Below are 17711 nucleotides of genomic sequence, written 5' to 3'. Positions count from 1 at the left end.
AACGCCGGCTTTGCGCGAGGCGCGGGACGCTCAGGCCGTCGCGGTGAGCGCGGCCGCCACGATGCGCGCCGCCGACGCAACGACGTCCGCGCGGGCCGCCGCGGCGGCCTGCGGCTGCGTGAACGACACGGCCATCACGATCGGCGCACGCGACGGCGGCCACAGCACCGCGACGTCGGTCGTCGTGCCGTAGCCGCCCGTGCCGGCCTTGTTCGCGATGCGCCAGCCGGGCGGCACGCCCGCCGCGATCCCGGTCGCCCCGCGCGCGCCGCCGACCATCCATTCCGTCAGTTGCGTGCGTTGCGGCTCCTGCAGCGTGTTGCCGAGCAGCAGCCGCTGCAACGTGTCGACCATCTCGACCGGCGTCGACGTATCGCGTTCGTCGCCGGGCGCCGCGTTGTTCAGTTCGGGTTCCCAGTGATCGAGGCGGAACGACATGTCACCGCTCGCGCGCGCGAACGCCGTGACGGCCTGCGGGCCGCCGAGCACGCCCATCAGCAGGTTGCCGGCGCCCTTGTCGCCCGATTGCAGCATCGCCACGCAAAGCTGCTCGATCGTCATGCCCGTGTCGACGTGGCTTTCCGTGATCGGTGAGCCCGCAACGATTTCGTAGCGGCGATACAGGATGCGGCGCGGCAGCAGCGACGCGTCGAGCGAGCCGCGCGCGAGCATCGCGGCAGCCGCGGCAACCGCATACGTGCCGCATAGCGGAAAGCGCTCGCGCGCATGGTGAGCGATGCGCACGCCGTTCGACGTATCGAGCGCGGCGACGCCGAGCCGGCCATTCGAGGCCTTCTCGAGCGCGGTCAATTCAGCCTGGGCGGTATGGGCGCGCCCCTGGTCGGCGACAGGCGCGGACGTGCACGCGGCGACGAACGGCGCGGCAACGGCGGCGAGCAACAGCGAGCGGCGGGTCGGAGAGTGTTCCATGAATGTCGTGGGTTCTGTCGGAATCGGTGGCACGAAGCAGTTCGGGCACGCGTTGGAGAAGCGTGCCCGTTCACGCCGGCGGCCGGCTCGCGACGGCATACGCCGCGCATCCCCGAAAGACGACCGTCGGCCCCGCGAAGCGCGGGACTCGCATGAACAGACCCTAGCGTAGCAGCGACCGCCGCGACGTTCCAGCGAAACGGCCCTGCTTCACCCTTGCGACGAAGGCAGATACGGCATCGGATTGACCGGCTTGCCGTCGCGTCGCACTTCGAACAGCAGCGCGACACGCGAGTTGTCGAGGTCGCCCATCTCGGCGATCTCGTCGCCCTGGCGCACGATGTCGCCCGTCTTCACGAGCAGCTTGCGGTTGTGCGCATAGGCGGTCAGGAAATCCGCGTTGTGCTGGACGATGATCAGGCTGCCGTAATCGTTCAGGCCGGTGCCCGCGTACATCACGCGGCCGTCGGCCGCGGCGCGGACCGGGTCGCCCGGCCGGCCGGCAATCTGGATGCCGCGGTTCCGCCCCGGCCGGAAGCCGTCGACGATCTTGCCGCTCGCGGGCCACTTGAGCGCGACGCCGCCCGCGTGCCGCTTCGTTTCCTTGACGACCTGACGGTCGCTCGCATTCGACGCAGTGGCCTGCGTGGCTGCCGGGTTGCTCGCTGCACCATTGCCCGACGCCGACGATGCGGCTACCTGCGCGCCGGCCGCGCCCGGCGCCGGCAACGGCTGCTGCTTGACGATGCGCAGCACCTGCCCCATGCGCAGCCTGCCGTTCGCGCCCAGCCTGTTCCAGGTGCGCAGGTCGGCCACGCTGCAGCCGTTTGCGGACGCGATGCCCGTCAGCGTGTCGCCGCGTTTCACGACGTACTTCTGCGCGACGAAAATCGGCGCCGGTGGCGGCGTGGCGGCCGACGGCGCAGCGGCGGGCTGGCTCGACGATGACGACTGCCCCGCCAGCGTGTCGCTCGGCGGAACGGACTGCGTGCTTGCACAACCGGCCATGACGAGCGCGGCGGCCAAGCCTGGCAACCACGCCGCGTTGCGGTGAATCTCGCGCGTTTTCATGGACGATCCGACTCCGGTTTGACAATCTTTCAAGCATCTCAAAAACGGAACGGCCGACGTGTAACCGGATGCAAACAATGATGACAAACGATCACGAACCGGATGCCGGCCGGCATTCGCTACCGGTAATACGGTCCGATTCGGGAAAACTTGATGGTCTTTTTGCAGGAAAGCGGAAGAATTTTCGTCTCGAGGAACTATGACGGATTTGTTTCAATAGGCACGAAGCGGCGATCGCCGCGACGTTCAACGCAACCACGCGACGAGTTCGGCGCACGCCCACGCGATGCCGATGCACAGGAACAGCACGTGCAACGCGATCTTGAACGACACGCCCCACGACGGATCGATCTGCATGGCAGGCTCCCCGGTTGATGTGCGGCCATGATCCGCGATCGATCGCGCCCCGAAAATGCGGAACCGGCGAATCGGGCCTCAAGCTGCGCCTGAGACCCCGGCCGCGGTTCCCTGCTAACTTATCGACTATTCCAATACGATCGTCCCCCATCATGCGCTTCGACCTGACCGACTTGCGGCTCTTCCTGAACATCTGCGAGGCCGGCACGATCACGAGCGGCGCCGAGCGCACCCACATCACGCTGCAGGCCGCGAGCGAGCGCATCCGCGGCATGGAGGACGAGCTCGGCGTGCCGCTGCTGCACCGGACCAAATCGGGCGCGCAGGCCACCGATGCGGGCCGCGCGCTCGAACACCACGCGCGCACGGTGCTGCAGCAGATCGACCACATGCGCGGCGAACTGCAGCAATACGGCCAGGGGCTGCGCGGGCATATCCGGCTGCTGTGCAACACGGCGTCGCTGAGCGAATACCTGCCCGACGCGCTGGCCGACTACCTGCCGCATCACCCGAAGCTGTCGATCAGCGTCGAGGAGCGCTCGAGCCAGGAGATCGTGCATGCGATCCGCAACAAGACGGCCGAGGTCGGCATCGTCGCCGATTCGGTCGGGCTCGGCGGGCTCGAACAGAAGCCGTTCCGCGAGGACTGGCTGATCGTCGTCGTGCCGGCCGCGCATCCGCTCGCATCGCAGGAGAAGGTTGCGTTCGACTCGATCGCCGATGCCGACTTCATCGGCCTCACCGACGGCAGCGCGCTGCAGGTGCATCTCGCCGACCAGGCGCGCGCGCTCGGCAAGCGGATCCGCTATCGCGTGCAACTGAAGAGCTTCGATGCGATCTGCCGCGTGATCGCGAGCGGCGTGGGCATCGGCATCGTGTCGCGCCATGCGGCCGAGCGCGCGATGCAGACGATGGACGTGCGGCTCGTCGAGCTGTCCGATGCGTGGAGCCATCGCCGGCTGAAGCTGTGCGCGCGGTCGTTCGATGCGCTGCCGAAATACACGCGGGAGTTCGTCACGTTCCTGTCGGGCGAAACCGCGCAGCAGTGATGCGCGCCGCATCCGGCTCATCGCGTCGACACACGGAGGCACGGCCATGACCGACACCGATCTTGCAACCCGCTACCGCGCGTACATCGACTGCCTGAACCGGCAGGACTGGCCAGCGCTCGGCGAATATGTCGCCGACGACGTGATCCACAACGACCGGCCGCTCGGCCTGCCCGGTTACCGCGCGATGCTGGAACAGGACTTCCGCGACATTCCCGATCTCCGTTTCGACATCCGGCTGCTCGTGTGCGAGCCGCCGCGCATCGCATGCCGCCTTCGCTTCGCCTGCTCGCCGAGCGGGACGTTCATGGGGCTCGCCGTCGACGGCCGGAAGGTCACGTTCTGCGAGAACGTGTTCTACGAATTTCATGACGGCAAGATCCGCCGGGTCTGGTCGGTGATCGACAAGGCCGCGATCGAGGCACAGCTTTAGTCTCGCCGGAACCGCATGGTTGCCGATCGCCGCCATGCCCCGATGTCCGCCGGGTTCACCTCGATCCTTATGGATAACGTTTTCTCTCACATCCCGGCGAGAACGCATCGCCGGATAGTCATTCTGCTCGCCCTATCCGCATCGATATCCGGCGCTTCATCTCGCCTCAAAAAGAAGAAATCCCGGTAATTTCTGCAACGTTTCGTTTCCCCCCCTTCACTCCCGTCTTCCCACCCTCCGGGTTTTTCCCGCCCCGTCCGACGTGAAAGTTCATTGACATCACGCCGCTCGATGCCTAAATTTGGAAAACGTTTTCCATCACCTCCGCGCGACGCCGGCCACGGCCCGTGCAGGGAGAACGCTTGCCCGCTCGACAGGTGATTCAGGCCGTCCGTCTTCAGGGATCAGGGTTGCAAGACGGCGGCCGGGTACGGGCATCGAGCGCGGCAACGGCTACACCCGCCCGTCCTTCATCACTATTCAAAACTGGAGACACAATGCATCCGCGCAGCAGATTCGCGCTCGGCGCCGCGCTCAGCGCCCTTTCCGTCCTGTTCGTCAGCGCCTGCGGCGGCAACGACGTGACCGACACGCCGCCGCCTTCGTCATCTTCGCCGCCCCCGTCCACGACACCGACGCTCGCGTCGAACTCGCTGCAGGCGCTCGTCTATGGCGCGCCCGACACCAGCGTGCCGGCCGGTGCGAACATTCCGGTCACGATGATGGGCCAGATGCGCGCGTTGTTCGACCTGATCCGGAAATCGCCCGACTTCACGCAGGTCGTGATGGATCTAGGCGACGGCACGCCGGTCCACGTGCTCGACACGAACACCGGCGACAAATTCCTGCCGGGCAAGCTCGCGCTCGGCCTGTCGTACATCCTGATCGACATGAAGTCGAAGAACGACCCGCAATACGCCAGCTACCTCGCGACGTACCAGACGATCACGACCGCGATGATGGCGCAGTCGGGCAGCAACTACGCATATGCGAATACGTCCTGGGGCGAGTACTACTACCTCATCACGCTGAACAACCTGAACGCGCACGGGATGCTCAACGAAGTCTTCAGCGACACGATGCTCGCGACGCTGCAGCGGCGGCTCACCTTCTGCGACATGTTCGGCCCCGATGCGAGTGGCAAGACCGATACGTGCCCCGCCGCCGGCACGCCGATCGACATCGCGTCGCTCAACACCGCGCAGAACTACTATGCGGTGTCCTACGGAATTGCCGGGCTGCGCCAGAAGCTCGGCTGGAGCAGCCCGTCGTTTGCATCGAAGACCGATCCGTCGGTCGCGACAATGGGCGCGCGCGACGCGCTGCTGTACACGCTCACGAACCATATCCGCAACGACTCGTCGGGCGGGTTCTCTGACGAAGCGTCGAACACGCATACGACCTACTACGACCAGGCGCGCTTCGACCGCTACAGCACGCTGCTGATCGGTGAAGTGACCGAGCGCACGTTCGAGATGGGCAACGAGGCAAACCTCACGCCGGAGCTGAAGGGCTATCTGCGCAAGTCGGTCGACCTGATCCTGCCGCAGCTGAACGCGAACGGCCAGGGATTCAACTACGGCCGCTCGATCGGCCCGTACGGCGATTCGGCGTTCATGGAAGTGCTGACGGCCGCGGCCAATGCCGGCGTGCTGACCGACCAGGAGAAGCAGGTTGCATACAGGTTCATCTACCAGGCCGCGCAGCGTTTCGACACGTACTGGTACGACCCGTCGCTGCCGACGCCGTCGGTGAACATGTGGGTCAAGGGTCGCGGCACGGACGCGTATCGCGGCAAGCCGCGCGTGATGGGCGAGAACTTCAGCCTGCTGCATCAGTACCTGTACGTGAACGCGTGGTGGAACAAGCTCGGCTTCGGCGGCAAGGCGCCGATGGCCGATACGGACTACAACGCGTGGCTCGACGCGCTGCCGCACTACACGCTCACCTGGTACAACCAGCCGGGCGACACCGCGCATCCGTACAGCGCGGCGCTCGTCACCGTGCGCGACGGCCGGCGCGTGATCAACCTGAACCTCAGCCAGGCGCCCGACTACAACTCGTACACGCCGTACTACCCGGTGCCGTTCTCCGACAAGCTGATCTACGGCACGACCGATCTCGGCTACGCGCTGCTGGTGCCGCAGGTGTCGTACAACGGGAAGACCTACATTCCCGTCACGTACTACAAGAACCTGAACGTCCAGCAAAGCAACGGGCAGGTGGTCGTGTCGTTCGATACCGCGAAGTTCCGGCTCGCCTCGAAGAATGCGGCGTACACGACGGATCTCGACCTGCAGGTGCATACGGTGCTGACGTTCGCGCACGGCTCGGTCGCCCGCAGCGATACGCTGAGCACGGGCTCGCTCACCGGCAACCTGTCGGTCGAGACCGACTTCACGTCGTTCGCGGATTTCGCGTCGACGCAGGCGAACGGCGACGGCGTGTCGGTAACCTACGCGAGCAGCGCCGCGACCGGCTATGCGGCGTCCGGGTTCGACACCTGCGTGCTGTCGGCCTTCGACACGGCGAACGGCACGACGAATCCGCTGTCGACGACGCCGATCGGCCAGTTGCATTCGAACTTCGCCTGTACGACGAAGCCGTTTTCACTCGGCGCGGGCGCGACCCGCACGTTCGGGTGGACGCTGAAGTACGCCGATCCGGCCTGAGCGATGTCGCCCACGCCCGGTGAACGCGCCCGAAGCCCGCTGTTGTCGAAACCGGCTTTGGGCGCGTCACGGACAGCGGGCATCGCGCTCGTCAGCGATGCCCGCTTACAGCCACCCCGAAGCCGCCATGTACGCGCCGAGCGCGATGAGCCCGACGAAGAAGCAGCGCTTGAACACCTGTTCGCTCATCACGCGGCGCGCATATTGCCCGCCTGCCATGCCCGCCAGCGCCGGCACGAGTGCGAGCGCCGACACGCCGAGATCGACCGTTTGCAACGCACCCGTCACGCGCAGTTGCAGGCCGAGCACGATCGTCGATGCGGTGAACGACAGCCCGAGCGCCTGGATCAGGTCGTCCTTCGACAGCCGCAGCGCCTGCAGATACGGCACGGCCGGCACGACGAACACACCGGTCGCGGCCGTCACGACGCCCGTCAGGTAGCCGACCACGGCCGACAGCCACTTTTCATGGCGGCCCGGCGCCGGCAGCCGCGCGGCGGCCAGCCCCCACAGCCCGTAGAGAATCAGCACCACGCCCAGCGCCGCATGCGTCCAGGTGCTGCCGGCAGCGAGCGCGGGCAGCCCGCCCGTCAGCGTGCCGATCGTCAGGCCGGCGAGCAGCGGCCACAGCCGGCGCAGCAGCGGCCGGAACGACGGGCCGAGCCACAACTGCCACAGATTGGTGATGAACGACGGCACGAGCAGCAGGCTCGCGGCAGCCGACGGCGGCATCGCGAGCGTCAGCAGCCCCATCGCGATCGTCGGCAGCCCGAGCCCGATCATGCCCTTGACCGCGCCGGCCAGCAGGAAAACCACCGCGATGATCGTCAGCGTATGAACTTGCATGAAAGGCATTCCGTCCGGTCGAGTACGGCGCCGATGGTGAACCCCGAGCGCGCCGCTCGCCATCTGGTTTTGCCTGAGGCTGGCTAGGGTTTGCCGGATGGAGCGGCGGCGCGATCGCGCCGATGGGCTGGCGCGCCGCGGCGCCGACGAAAAACCAGCCGCCTCGCTCAACGCAGGCGGGGCCGGACCATGCATCCGGGTTGCAGAACCCCGCTTCGACTCCCGAATCCGAGCTGAATACCGGGCCGGCCCCTGAACGAGCACCAATCCGGCCCGATCAGCCCCCGTGAGATGCCCCCCGGCCCTGCTCGCTGTCGAGGTGCGCCATCTGTGCGGCCGGATAACGCTCACCGGCAGCCGCCCCGGCGGGAACCGCCGCTTCGATGCGAGCGATGTCATTGACCGTTAGTTGCATTTCAGTCGCTTGCAGCGCGTCCTGAAGCTGAAGGCGCTTGCGCGCGCCGATCAGCGGCACGATATCGCCGCCGCGCGACAGCACCCACGCGATCGCGACTTGCGCCGGATTGCTGCCCTTCTCGTCGGCGATCACGCGCAGCGCATCGACGAGCGCAAGGTTGTGCGCGAGGTTCTCGCCCTGGAAGCGCGGGCTCGCCGCACGGAAATCTCGTTCGCCTTCCCGCGCCGTGCTCCAGCGCCCGCCAAGCAGCCCGCGCGACAGCACGCCGTAGGCCGTCACGCCGATCCCGAGTTCGCGGCACGCAGGCAGGATTCCGGCCTCGATGCCGCGCGACAGCAGCGAGTATTCGATCTGCAGGTCGGCGATCGGCGCGACGGCCGCGGCGCGGCGGATCGTGTCGACGCCGGCTTCCGACAGGCCGATATGGCGCACGTACCCGGCCTTCACGAGATCGGCGATCGCGCCGATCGTCTCCTCGATCGGCACCGCCGGATCGACGCGCGCCGGCCGGTAGATGTCGATGTGGTCGGTGCCGAGCCGTTTCAGCGAGTACGCGACGAAGTTGCGGATCGCCGCCGGCCGCGCGTCGCAGCCGGCAAACCCGCCGGACGGATCGCGCAGCGCGCCGAATTTCACGCTGATCAGCACCTGGTCGCGGGCCCGGCCGCGCAACGCATCGCGGATCAGCATCTCGTTGTCGCCCATGCCGTAGAAATCGCCGGTGTCGAGCATCGTGATGCCGTGGTCGAGCGCCGCGTGCAGCGTCGCGATGCTTTCGTCGCGGTCGGCCGGGCCGTAGAAGTCCGACATCCCCATGCAGCCGAGCGCGAGTGCCGACACCCGCGGGCCGGTACGGCCCAGTTCACGCGTTTCCATGTCCGTTTCCTCGATTGATGAATGAACAGGCCGGATTCTGGGCGCATTGCGGCGCGCGATAAACGCGAAACACTCAACCAAACCGTTCGACGCTGATTAACAATGGAGCCTGCTCCCCTCTACCCACGCACCCGCCCCGCATGGATCACCTGCAAGCAATGCGCATCTTCGCGCGCGTCGCCCATCTCGGCAGCTTCACGAAAGCCGCCGAACAGCTGCAACTGCCGCGCCCGACGGTCAGCAACGCCGTCCAGTATCTGGAAAAACACCTGAAGGTCCGCCTGCTGCAGCGCACGACGCGGCGCGTCGCGCTGACGGCCGAAGGCGCGACCTATTACGAGCGCTGCACGCGGTTGCTGGCCGATCTGGACGACGCGGAAACGCTGTTCGAAGACGCCGGCACGACGCCGCGCGGCGCGATCCGCGTCGACCTGCCCGAACGCTTTGCGCTGAACCAGGTGATTCCGGCGCTACCGGGTTTCCACGCGCGCTACCCCGACCTGCGCGTCGTGATCGGCACGACCGACCGCTTCGTCGACCTCGTCGCCGACGGCATCGACTGCGCGGTGCGGGTTGGCGCGATGTCCGATACGTCGCTCGTCGCGCGGCGCATCGGCGAGCTGGCGCAGATCAATTGCGCGGCGCCCGCGTATCTCGAGCGGCACGGCACGCCGCGCTCGCCGGACGAGCTGCCGGACCACGTCGCGGTCGGCTATTTCTCGAGCCGCACGGGCCGCGAGCTGGACTGGGAATATGCGGATATGGATACGGGCGAGCTGCACGCGGTCAAGATGCGCAGCGTCGTGTCGGTCAACAGCTCGCAGGCGTATCTCGCGTGCTGTCTTGCGGGCCTCGGGCTGATCCAGGCGCCGCGCGAAGGGCTCGGGCCGCTGCTCGCCGACGGCTCGCTGGTCGAAGTGCTGCCGGAATGGAATGCCGAGCCGCTGCCCGTGTCGGTGGTGTTTCCGACCGGCCGACATCTCGCACCGCGCGTGCGGATCTTCGTCGACTGGCTTGCGGAAACGCTCGGGGGCGTACCCCGGGCGGATTGACGGCAGGCGCCGGGGCACTCGCCCCGGCGCCGCCCGCTTGGAACGTCAGAACTTGTGACGGATCGCGGCGCGCACCGCGAACTGGTTCGACGACGCCGACGGGCCGTCCGTGCCGACCACGTAGCCGCCGTCGGCCGCCGTGCCGGTCTTGTCGCCGCCCACCTTCTGCCATGCGCCCTGCAGGTAGACGTCGGTGCGCTTCGACAGGCTGTAATCGGCCATCAGGCCGACCGTGTGGTATTTCGGCTTGAACGTCCCGGCCGCGGCATCGTACTTGCCGTCCGTGTACACGTACTGCGCGCCGAGATAGAAATCGGGCGTGAGCTGGTACTTGCCGTTGATCTCGAAGTTCTGGAACTTCGTCGCGGTCAGCCCGAGGCCGGCGAACGTCGATGCCGGCAGGTAGACGGTCGACACCGGGTTCTTCACGTCCGTCTTCGTGTAGACGAAGCCGACCGTGGCCGGACCGAACGTGTAGTTGACGCCGCCGCCGAAGATCCGCAGGCGGTCGGCGACGAAGTTCGCGTCATCCGCCGAGATCGCGCCCGCGCTGCCGATACCCGGGTTGTTCGCCTGCAGGTACGCAGCCGCAACCTGCAGCCCGGCCAGCGAGTACTGCGCGCCGAGGCTGTACTGACGGTTGTTCGAGAAGCCGGTGCTGTTGCTGAAGCTGTACGTGCCGCCGAACGTCAGGCCGTTCCAGTCGGCGCTCGCATACTTGACCGTGTTGTTGACGCGGAACGAATTGTCCGTGTTGTCGTTGTCGAACGGGTGCGAGAACAGCGTGCCGCCCCAGTTGCCGTTGGCGGTGAGCGGCGCGAGATAGTCGACGACGGAATCGTACTGACGGCCGAAGGTCAGCGTGCCGAAGCGCGGCGCGCTCAGCCCGACGAACGCCTGGCGGCCGAACATGCGGCCGCCCTGGCCGAGCCGGCCGTTGTTCACGTCAAAACCGTTTTCCAGCGTGAAGATCGCCTTCAGCCCGCCCCCGAGATCCTCGCTACCCTTCAGGCCCCAGCGGCTGCCCTGCGCATAGCCGCTCGCGAGCTGGTAATTCGTTTTTCCGACCCCATTGACGTTCACGTTGTTCGTGTAATTGAAGCCTTCATCGATCACACCGTACAGCGTCACGCTGTTCTGGGCGAAGACCGGCGCGGCAAAAGCGGCCAGCGCGGCGGTAAAAATGATGTGCTTCTTCATGACGGTTCTCCGGAGCCGGGTGGCCGGGCATGGTCGAGCGCCCGGCGAATGTTTGGTCTGTTTTAGGTGTGGCCCGCAGGGCGGACGACGCGGTGTGCGGCCGCGTGAGGTCAAAATGGTGTCACGTCGCAAACCGTCCGTCCATCGGGGTAGATGAACCCCGCGCAAACCGTTGCGCTCGTCCAACTGCCCAGTTGCACGGACTGCCTGACCCGGCTTATCGGCAGCGGCACGACGGCCGGCCATTCGCGTAAACCCGATGTGCACCGCATCGGTGGCACAATGCGCATCCGTTCGTCATTTCTTCACGAAGTCATGCTTCACCCCGATTCATGCGCGGCGCGTGCCGGCCGCGCCCGCGGCCCGCGCCGGGAGGCGGTCCGATGACCGCACCGGCCCGGGCCGGCCGCTACGCCGAGCTCGATTTCTTCCGCGGCCTCGTGCTGCTCGTCATCGTCGTCGACCACATCGGCGGCAGCATCCTGTCACGCGTGACGCTGCACGCGTACGCGCTGTGCGACGCGGCCGAGGTCTTCGTGTTCCTCGGCGGCTTCGCCACCGCGATCGCCTACAACTCGCTCGCCGAACGGCACGACGAGGCCGCAGCTCGCCAGCGCTTCATCCGGCGCGCGTTCGAGATCTATCGTGCATTCCTGGTGACGGCCGGCCTGATGCTGCTGATCACGGCCGCGCTGAACGCGTTCGCGATCGACGGCCCGAACATGCCGACCAACGACCTCGACGGCCTGCTCCACAAGCCGCTCGCCGCGCTGCGCGACATTCTGCTGTTCCGCCGCCAGCCGTACCTCGCGTCGGTGCTGCCGATGTACGCGTTCTTCGCGCTGCTCGTCCCGCTCACGCTGCCGCTCGCGCGCACGCAGCCGTGGCTGCTGCTCGCGTTCAGCGGATCGCTGTGGTACGCGGCGCCGCACGTCGCGCGCTTCTTGCCGACCGTCGAAGGCGCGCCGTGGGACTTCAATCCGTTCGCATGGCAGTTCCTGTTCGTGCTCGGCGTGATCGCGCGCTGCCAGCCGGTCTACCAGACACTCGCGCCGAAGCCGCAGGGCTGGCTGCTGACGGCCGCGGCGCTCGCGATCGTCGCGGCCGGCGCGTACTACCGGCTGCGCATCGAGCCGTTCCCGACCGATCCGTCGATCAAGCAGAACCTCGGCGCGCTGCGGCTCGCGAACTTTCTCGCGATCGCGTGGCTCGCGGCCAAGCTGGTCCACCTCGGCTGGATGAAGAAGGTTGCGCACGCGATGCCGTGGATCGGCACGATCGGCCGGCAGGGGCTGCTGTGCTTCGTCGCGGGCACCGCCATCTCGCTCGCGGTCGATTCGGTGCTCTACCAGGCGACCGAAGGCTATCTCGATGTGAAGCTCGGCCTGATTGCCGACGTCGTCGCGATGGGCCTGCTGTATCTCGTCGCCAAGCTCTACGGGCCGCTCGTCGCGCGGCTGCCGTTCCGTTCGCGGCGATGACGCGCCGCGCCGTCATGCGCCGCTGCTACGATAGCCGGCGCCTCTCCTGAAACAATTCGACATGCGCCGACTCGCCCTTGCGTTCGCCCCCGCCCTGATCGCCGGCTCCATCGCCACCGCCCGCGCCACGCCGCCCGCGCCGGTGGCAGCGCCCGCGCCGCCGCCGGCCGTCCAGACCGCGACGACCCCGTCGGCCGCCCAGGAGAGCGCGCTCAATCCGGGCAGCAGCGTCGTGCTGCGCACGTTCCGGTCGGCGTCGCTGAAGCGCGACTGGTCGTACACGGTCTACCTGCCGCCCGGCTACAACCCGGAAGGCGCGCGCTACCCCGTGATGTACCTGCTGCACGGCAACGCCGGCAACGCGAACGACTGGGTCACGCAGGGCCGGCTACAGGCCACCGCCGACACGCTGATCGAGCGCCGCGAGATCCCGCCGGTCGTGATCGTGATGCCGCAGGGCGGCACCGATTGGTACGTCGACCGCAAGGAGAAGATGCAGAGCGCGTTCCTCAACGACCTGCTGCCCGAGGTCGAAGCGCACTTCGCGGTGTCGAACCAGCGCGCGGGCCGCGCGATCGGCGGCGTGTCGATGGGCGGCTTCGGCGCGCTGCGCTTCTCGCTGCTCGAACCCGGCCTGTTCTGCGGCGCGATGCTGCTGAGCCCCGCGATCTACGCGAACGAGCCGCCGCTCAATTCCGCCGCGCGCTACGTCGGCGTGTTCGGCGACCGCCAGTTCGACCCGCGCGTGTGGCACGAGCTCAATTACCCGGCGCTGATGCGCGGCTACTTCGCGCGCAGCTGGCGGATCCCGATGTTCATCGCGGCCGGCGACGACGACCTGACCATCCAGGCCGAATCGAGCGTGCTGTACACGCAGCTGCGCCGTGCGCAGAACCCGGCCGAGTTGCGCATCGTCGACGGCGGGCATACGTGGGATGTATGGCGCGGCCTGCTCGGGCAGGGGTTGAAGTACGCGCTCGAATGCGTGAAGTGACGGCGGACGGGCGTTACCCCGCCCGTTTTCGTCAGGCTGGCCGGTGACCGGCGGGCCGCAGGCCGTCGACCCATGTCATGCCCGGCGCCTGCAATCCCGGCGAGCCTGTCGCGCCTGAGGGCGCACGCGTGGCGCTGGCCGCCGCGCCCCTGATCCCGACGGCAGGCTCAAAGCCAGGTGCCGCCCTGCCTCTCGCTCGGCTCCTGCGCCAGCGCATCGAAATCGTGAATCCAGTCCAGGTGATGCAGCACGCTGTCGCGCTCGGCCAGACGCGCATTGCGCGCCTGCGCGGCCGGCCCGTCGGGCAGGTGCAGCACGTCGGCCACGGAAATCGACGCGTACTGCACCTTGCGCGTGCGGCCGCGACGCAGTCGCTCATACGCGTCCTGCGCTTCGCGCCAGTTGCCCGGCCCGGCCTGCGCCAGTTGCGCGGCGAGCACCACCGCATCCTCGATCGACTGGTTCGCGCCCTGACCGTGATGCGGCACCAGCGCATGCGCGGCGTCGCCGATCAGCGTCACGCGCCCGCGGCTCCAGCGGCCCAGCGGCGGCCGGTGGAATAGCCCCCAGCGCTGGCTGATCGGCACGGCAGTGATCATCTGCACCACCGCCGGATGCCAATCCCCGAACACGCGCAGTTGCTCGCCCTCTTCCGACGGCATCACCCAGTCGCGCGACGGCCACGGTGACGGATGACGCTCGACCAGCAGGAAATTCTGGTCGCCGTCGTCGCCGATCGGATAGTGCAGCAGGTGCCCGTGCGGCCCGATCCAGTACTGCAGCGTTTCGGGATCGGGCAAAAGGCTCAGCCGCGCGGCCGGCACCACGCCGCGAAACCCCGAACACCCCGAATACAGCGCATCGTCGTAGCCGAGCATCCAGCGCCGCGTGAGCGAGCGAGCGCCGTCCGCGCCGATCACGAGATCGGCGTCGACGCGCGCCCCGTTGTCGAACGACAGCGTGACGCGATCGGGATGCTGCGCGAGATCGATCAGCCGGTGGCCGAGATGGATGGCGTCGAGGCCGACCGCCTTCGACAGCACGGCCTGCAGATCCGCGCGATGCACGCCCCAGTACGCGCCGCCGAATTGCCGGCGATAGTCGGGGTCGCCGCGATGATGGCCGATCACCGCGCCGCTGCGGCCGTCGCGATAGACGAGCCCCGGGATGTCCGCGCACACCGCGTCGAAGGCCGCCCGCAATCCCATCCGCTCGTAGAAGCGCGTCGCATTGGCCGACAGCGCGACGGCCGCGCCGACTTCGCGCAACACCTCCGTCTGTTCGTAGAGCTGCGCGTCGATGCCGTGCTCGCGCAGGGCGAGCGCGAGCGTCAGGCCGCCGATCCCGGCGCCGACGATCGCAATCTTCAGGTTCGTCTGCATGATGAAGGTGTCTCCGATGTTCCGATGTGGGCTCTGCGGCGTGCGCAGCGGTCATGTCGATTGCATGAGCCGTATCGGCATTCTCGGGAGCGGACTTTCATCCCGCAATAAAATGACCGGAATCTGCTTCATCACTGAATGCAATGAACCCGGCGAGGCCCAACCATGGAACTGAGCGATGTCGACCTCAACCTGCTGCTGCTTTTCCAGCGGCTGATGCAGGAACGGCGCGTATCGAGCGTCGCCGAGCAGATGAACATGAGCCAGCCGGGCGTGAGCAATGCGCTCGCGAAGCTGCGCCGCCGGCTCGGCGATCCGCTGTTCGTGCGCGGGCCGGGCGGCGTGGTGCCGACACCGTTCGCACTGCGCCTCGCGGAACCCGTGTCGCACGCGCTCGCGACGCTGCACGCCGCGCTCAACCCCGAGACCGGTTTCGATCCGCTGCGCGCCACGCGCACGCTGACGATCGGCATGACCGATATCGGCGAAGTCGTGTTCCTGCCGGCGCTGCTCGAACACCTGTCGCAAGCAGCGCCGGGCATCGCACTCAATACGGTGCGCGACACGAGCGTCAACCTCGGCGACGCAATGGCCGACGGCCGCGTCGACCTCGCGATCGGCCTGCTGCCGCAGCTCAAGGGCGGCTTCTACCAGCGCCGGCTGTTCGATCAGCGCTATGTGTGCCTGTTCCGGCGCGGGCACCCGCTCGAAGACGCGCCGCTGACGGTCGACACGTGGCGCAATGCGGAGCACCTGGTCGTGGTGTCGGCCGGCACCGGTCACGGGCAGGTGGACGAATGGCTGAAGCGCCGCCGCGTGGCGCGCCAGGTGCGGCTCACGGTGCCGCACTTCATGAGCGTCGGCTACATCCTGCAGCGCACCGACCTGATCGCGACGGTGCCCGAGCATCTCGCGCAGCAGCTCGCCGCACCGTTTTCGCTGGGCTGGCGCGCGTTGCCCGTCACGCTGCCGGGCGCGCCGATTCACATGCTCTGGCATACGCGGGTCAATCAGGACGAAGGGAACAAATGGCTGCGCGACGTGGTGGTCGATCTGTTTGCGGAGTCAGGCACGCGGGCGCGGAAAGCCGTACCTGGCCGGAAGAAGTCGTCGACGTGATCGAGCGTGCCTTACGATGTTGCTCGAACATGCGTGCCGCGCATTTCGACTACATTGCCGAAGCAGCAAGGTCATCGTTCATCCCCCAGCCTCACCCGTCATTCAACTCGCAGGAAATCACGCCATGTCTGTCTCGAAGAAATTCGCAGCCGTCACGGGCGCCGGCTCCGGCATCGGTCGCGCAGCGGCCATCGCGCTCGCCCAGGCGGGATTCACCGTCGCACTGCTCGGACGCACCAAAGCATCGTTGCGCGAAACGCAGGATGCGATCCGCACCGCCGGGGGCGACGCACACGCGTTTCCGGCGGACGTCACCGACGAAGCATCGGTCGACCACGCGTTCGCGCAGATCGCGCAGCAGTTCGGCCGGCTCGACGTGCTGTTCAACAACGCCGGCCGCAACGCGCCGCCGGTTTCCCTCGACGAATACGAATTCGACGTGTGGAACAGCGTCGTCGCGACGAACCTGACCGGCGTCTTCCTGTGTGCGCGAGCCGCGTGGCGCCTGATGAAAGCGCAATCGCCGCAGGGCGGCAGGATCATCAACAACGGCTCGATCTCGGCCCATGCGCCGCGCCCCGATACGATCGCGTACACGGCCACCAAGCATGCGGTGACCGGGATCACCCGGTCGCTGGCCCTCGACGGCCGCCGGTACAACATCGCGTGCGGCCAGATCGACATCGGCAACGCGGCGACGTCGCTCACGGAACGGATGACGCAAGGCGTCCCGCAGGCCGACGGCAGCCTCGCGCCCGAGGCGCGCATGGACGTCACGCATGTCGCGAACGCGATCGTCCAGATGGCGAACCTGCCGCTCGACACGAACATCCTGAACATGACGATCATGGCGACCGCGATGCCGTTCGTCGGCCGAGGCTGAACGAAGCGCTCGCGACGCCCGTCCAGGCCGGCCCGCAGCGGCAGGCATCACCCGCCGATGATTGCTGACGACGTCACTTACTGTCGGGCGAACTCGAGCTGCACTTCGAGCACGCCAAACCGATGAGATCAGCGCGCCGGTGACCGCGCGCTGATCTCGTCGCATCGGCCGCATGCGTGCGTGGCGCCGTTACCCGAAGGCGGGACGCTGCTCGTGGTGCTCACGCCGCCGGGTCAGGCACCGCCGAAGCTGCGGTCGCCGTAGCCTGGTGCCGTGCGTCAGCCGGCCCGGGTTTTCTTGCCGGTGGACGGCGGCCTGGCGATCACGAACTGACGACGATCCTTGCCCCTGATCCAGAGCGGCGCATTGCCGCGCCCGCTCCACTCCTTTCCGCTCGCCGGGTCGCGATAGCGCGCCGGCAGCACTTTCACGACGTATGAACCCCGGCTGCCGTTGCGGCCGACCAGGTCGCGATGCTTGATCGCATAGGTGTCCATCAACGAGTGAACCGCCGCGATCGCATCGACGCGTTCGCGCGCGCGTGCTCGCTCGATTTCCTCGTCCAGTTCGGCCAGCTCGACTACGAGCTGTGCATAGGTCTTGCTCGCGCTCATCTTCTTCATGCCCCGCATCCACATCTGCATGCGAACCGCCATGATTCGCATCACTAACTGACTGTTTCACGACGCCCCGTGACGACGGGATCCACTCGATCGGCTAGCGGCTCGCGTCGGCGCATCGAAGCACGCGACACGCGGGCAACGACACACCGCCGCGCACCGGTTCACAGTGCGCGCGCCCGCGTCGCCGCGAACGTCCGCCCGGGGAGTCCCCACTGCACACGTCCGGCGACACAATCGCGCCCTGCATTTCAAATATCAAGTGATATTTGAAATGCGATCGTAATGGTATCTATCTCAAATATCAACTGATATCCTGCGTGCCATG

The 17711-nt window shown here is 67.3% G+C and carries 15 protein-coding genes; 8 read left to right on the top strand and 7 right to left on the bottom strand.

Going from position 1 to position 17711, the window contains the following annotated elements:
• Positions 1 to 30 precede the first annotated feature (30 nt).
• The gene (gene bla, locus FFS49_RS14095) at positions 31 to 930 is read right to left on the bottom strand and encodes a class A beta-lactamase (RefSeq protein ID WP_105817966.1); all 900 of its coding nucleotides are present in this window, start codon (positions 928 to 930) and stop codon (positions 31 to 33) included.
• A 210-nt stretch (positions 931 to 1140) separates the two neighbouring features.
• Positions 1141 to 2001, bottom strand: coding sequence for a peptidoglycan DD-metalloendopeptidase family protein (locus FFS49_RS14090; RefSeq protein WP_105817967.1), 861 nt, complete (start codon positions 1999 to 2001; stop codon positions 1141 to 1143).
• Positions 2002 to 2510: 509 nt separating this feature from the next.
• Here FFS49_RS14090 and FFS49_RS14085 point away from each other — a divergent pair.
• The 3 genes from FFS49_RS14085 to FFS49_RS14075 all read left to right on the top strand — a co-directional run bounded on the left by FFS49_RS14085 (position 2511) and on the right by FFS49_RS14075 (position 6512).
• Positions 2511 to 3407: a LysR family transcriptional regulator gene (locus FFS49_RS14085; RefSeq protein ID WP_039352893.1), complete on the top strand. Its 897-nt coding sequence runs from the start codon at positions 2511 to 2513 to the stop codon at positions 3405 to 3407.
• Positions 3408 to 3453: 46 nt separating this feature from the next.
• Positions 3454 to 3840 carry an ester cyclase gene (locus tag FFS49_RS14080; RefSeq protein WP_105817969.1) on the top strand — a complete coding sequence of 129 codons (387 nt, stop codon included), beginning with the start codon at positions 3454 to 3456 and terminating at the stop codon, positions 3838 to 3840.
• Between the two features lie 497 nt (positions 3841 to 4337).
• Positions 4338 to 6512: a hypothetical protein gene (locus FFS49_RS14075; RefSeq protein WP_105817970.1), complete on the top strand. Its 2175-nt coding sequence runs from the start codon at positions 4338 to 4340 to the stop codon at positions 6510 to 6512.
• Between the two features lie 105 nt (positions 6513 to 6617).
• Here the strand turns inward: FFS49_RS14075 and FFS49_RS14070 are convergent, their stop codons facing one another.
• Together FFS49_RS14070 and FFS49_RS14065 are read right to left on the bottom strand one after the other, a co-directional pair.
• Positions 6618 to 7358, bottom strand: coding sequence for a sulfite exporter TauE/SafE family protein (locus tag FFS49_RS14070; protein ID WP_171026762.1), 741 nt, complete (start codon positions 7356 to 7358; stop codon positions 6618 to 6620).
• A gap of 277 nt (positions 7359 to 7635) precedes the next feature.
• On the bottom strand, positions 7636 to 8652 hold the full coding sequence (locus tag FFS49_RS14065) for an aldo/keto reductase (RefSeq protein WP_105817972.1): 1017 nt from the start codon (positions 8650 to 8652) through the stop codon (positions 7636 to 7638).
• Positions 8653 to 8792: 140 nt separating this feature from the next.
• Between FFS49_RS14065 and FFS49_RS14060 the strand changes: the two genes are divergently transcribed.
• Positions 8793 to 9704 carry a LysR family transcriptional regulator gene (locus tag FFS49_RS14060; protein WP_039352877.1) on the top strand — a complete coding sequence of 304 codons (912 nt, stop codon included), beginning with the start codon at positions 8793 to 8795 and terminating at the stop codon, positions 9702 to 9704.
• Between the two features lie 45 nt (positions 9705 to 9749).
• On the opposite strand, the gene FFS49_RS14055 is transcribed toward FFS49_RS14060, so the two are convergent.
• A complete protein-coding gene (locus FFS49_RS14055) occupies positions 9750 to 10904 on the bottom strand; it encodes a porin (protein WP_105817973.1) in 1155 nt (384 codons plus the stop codon).
• A 383-nt stretch (positions 10905 to 11287) separates the two neighbouring features.
• Here FFS49_RS14055 and FFS49_RS14050 point away from each other — a divergent pair, with 383 nt between their 5' ends.
• Positions 11288 to 12385, top strand: a complete 1098-nt coding sequence (locus FFS49_RS14050) for an OpgC domain-containing protein (RefSeq protein ID WP_046548090.1) — start codon at positions 11288 to 11290, stop codon at positions 12383 to 12385.
• Between the two features lie 61 nt (positions 12386 to 12446).
• Complete coding sequence (locus FFS49_RS14045; RefSeq protein ID WP_089458456.1) at positions 12447 to 13379, top strand: alpha/beta hydrolase-fold protein; 933 nt, start codon at positions 12447 to 12449, stop codon at positions 13377 to 13379.
• Positions 13380 to 13546: 167 nt separating this feature from the next.
• Here FFS49_RS14045 and FFS49_RS14040 read toward each other — a convergent pair whose 3' ends face one another.
• Positions 13547 to 14761 (bottom strand): FAD-dependent monooxygenase, encoded by a 1215-nt coding sequence (locus FFS49_RS14040; protein WP_105817974.1) that lies wholly within the window; start codon positions 14759 to 14761, stop codon positions 13547 to 13549.
• A 165-nt stretch (positions 14762 to 14926) separates the two neighbouring features.
• Here FFS49_RS14040 and FFS49_RS14035 point away from each other — a divergent pair, with 165 nt between their 5' ends.
• A complete protein-coding gene (locus FFS49_RS14035) occupies positions 14927 to 15880 on the top strand; it encodes a LysR family transcriptional regulator (RefSeq protein ID WP_039352865.1) in 954 nt (317 codons plus the stop codon).
• 124 nt (positions 15881 to 16004) lie between these two features.
• Entirely contained in the window at positions 16005 to 16763 is a 759-nt protein-coding gene (locus FFS49_RS14030) for an SDR family oxidoreductase (protein WP_105817975.1), read from the top strand.
• Positions 16764 to 17041: 278 nt separating this feature from the next.
• On the opposite strand, the gene FFS49_RS14025 is transcribed toward FFS49_RS14030, so the two are convergent.
• On the bottom strand, positions 17042 to 17386 hold the full coding sequence (locus FFS49_RS14025) for an H-NS histone family protein (RefSeq protein WP_039352965.1): 345 nt from the start codon (positions 17384 to 17386) through the stop codon (positions 17042 to 17044).
• Between the last annotated feature and the right edge of the window lie 325 nt (positions 17387 to 17711).

The organism is Burkholderia sp. 4NA327C6 (genome assembly GCF_005502655.1).
GTDB lineage: Bacteria > Pseudomonadota > Gammaproteobacteria > Burkholderiales > Burkholderiaceae > Burkholderia > Burkholderia contaminans.
The sequence above is the reverse complement of the archived record's forward strand: the minus strand, read 5'-3'. Positions and strand labels throughout refer to the sequence as shown.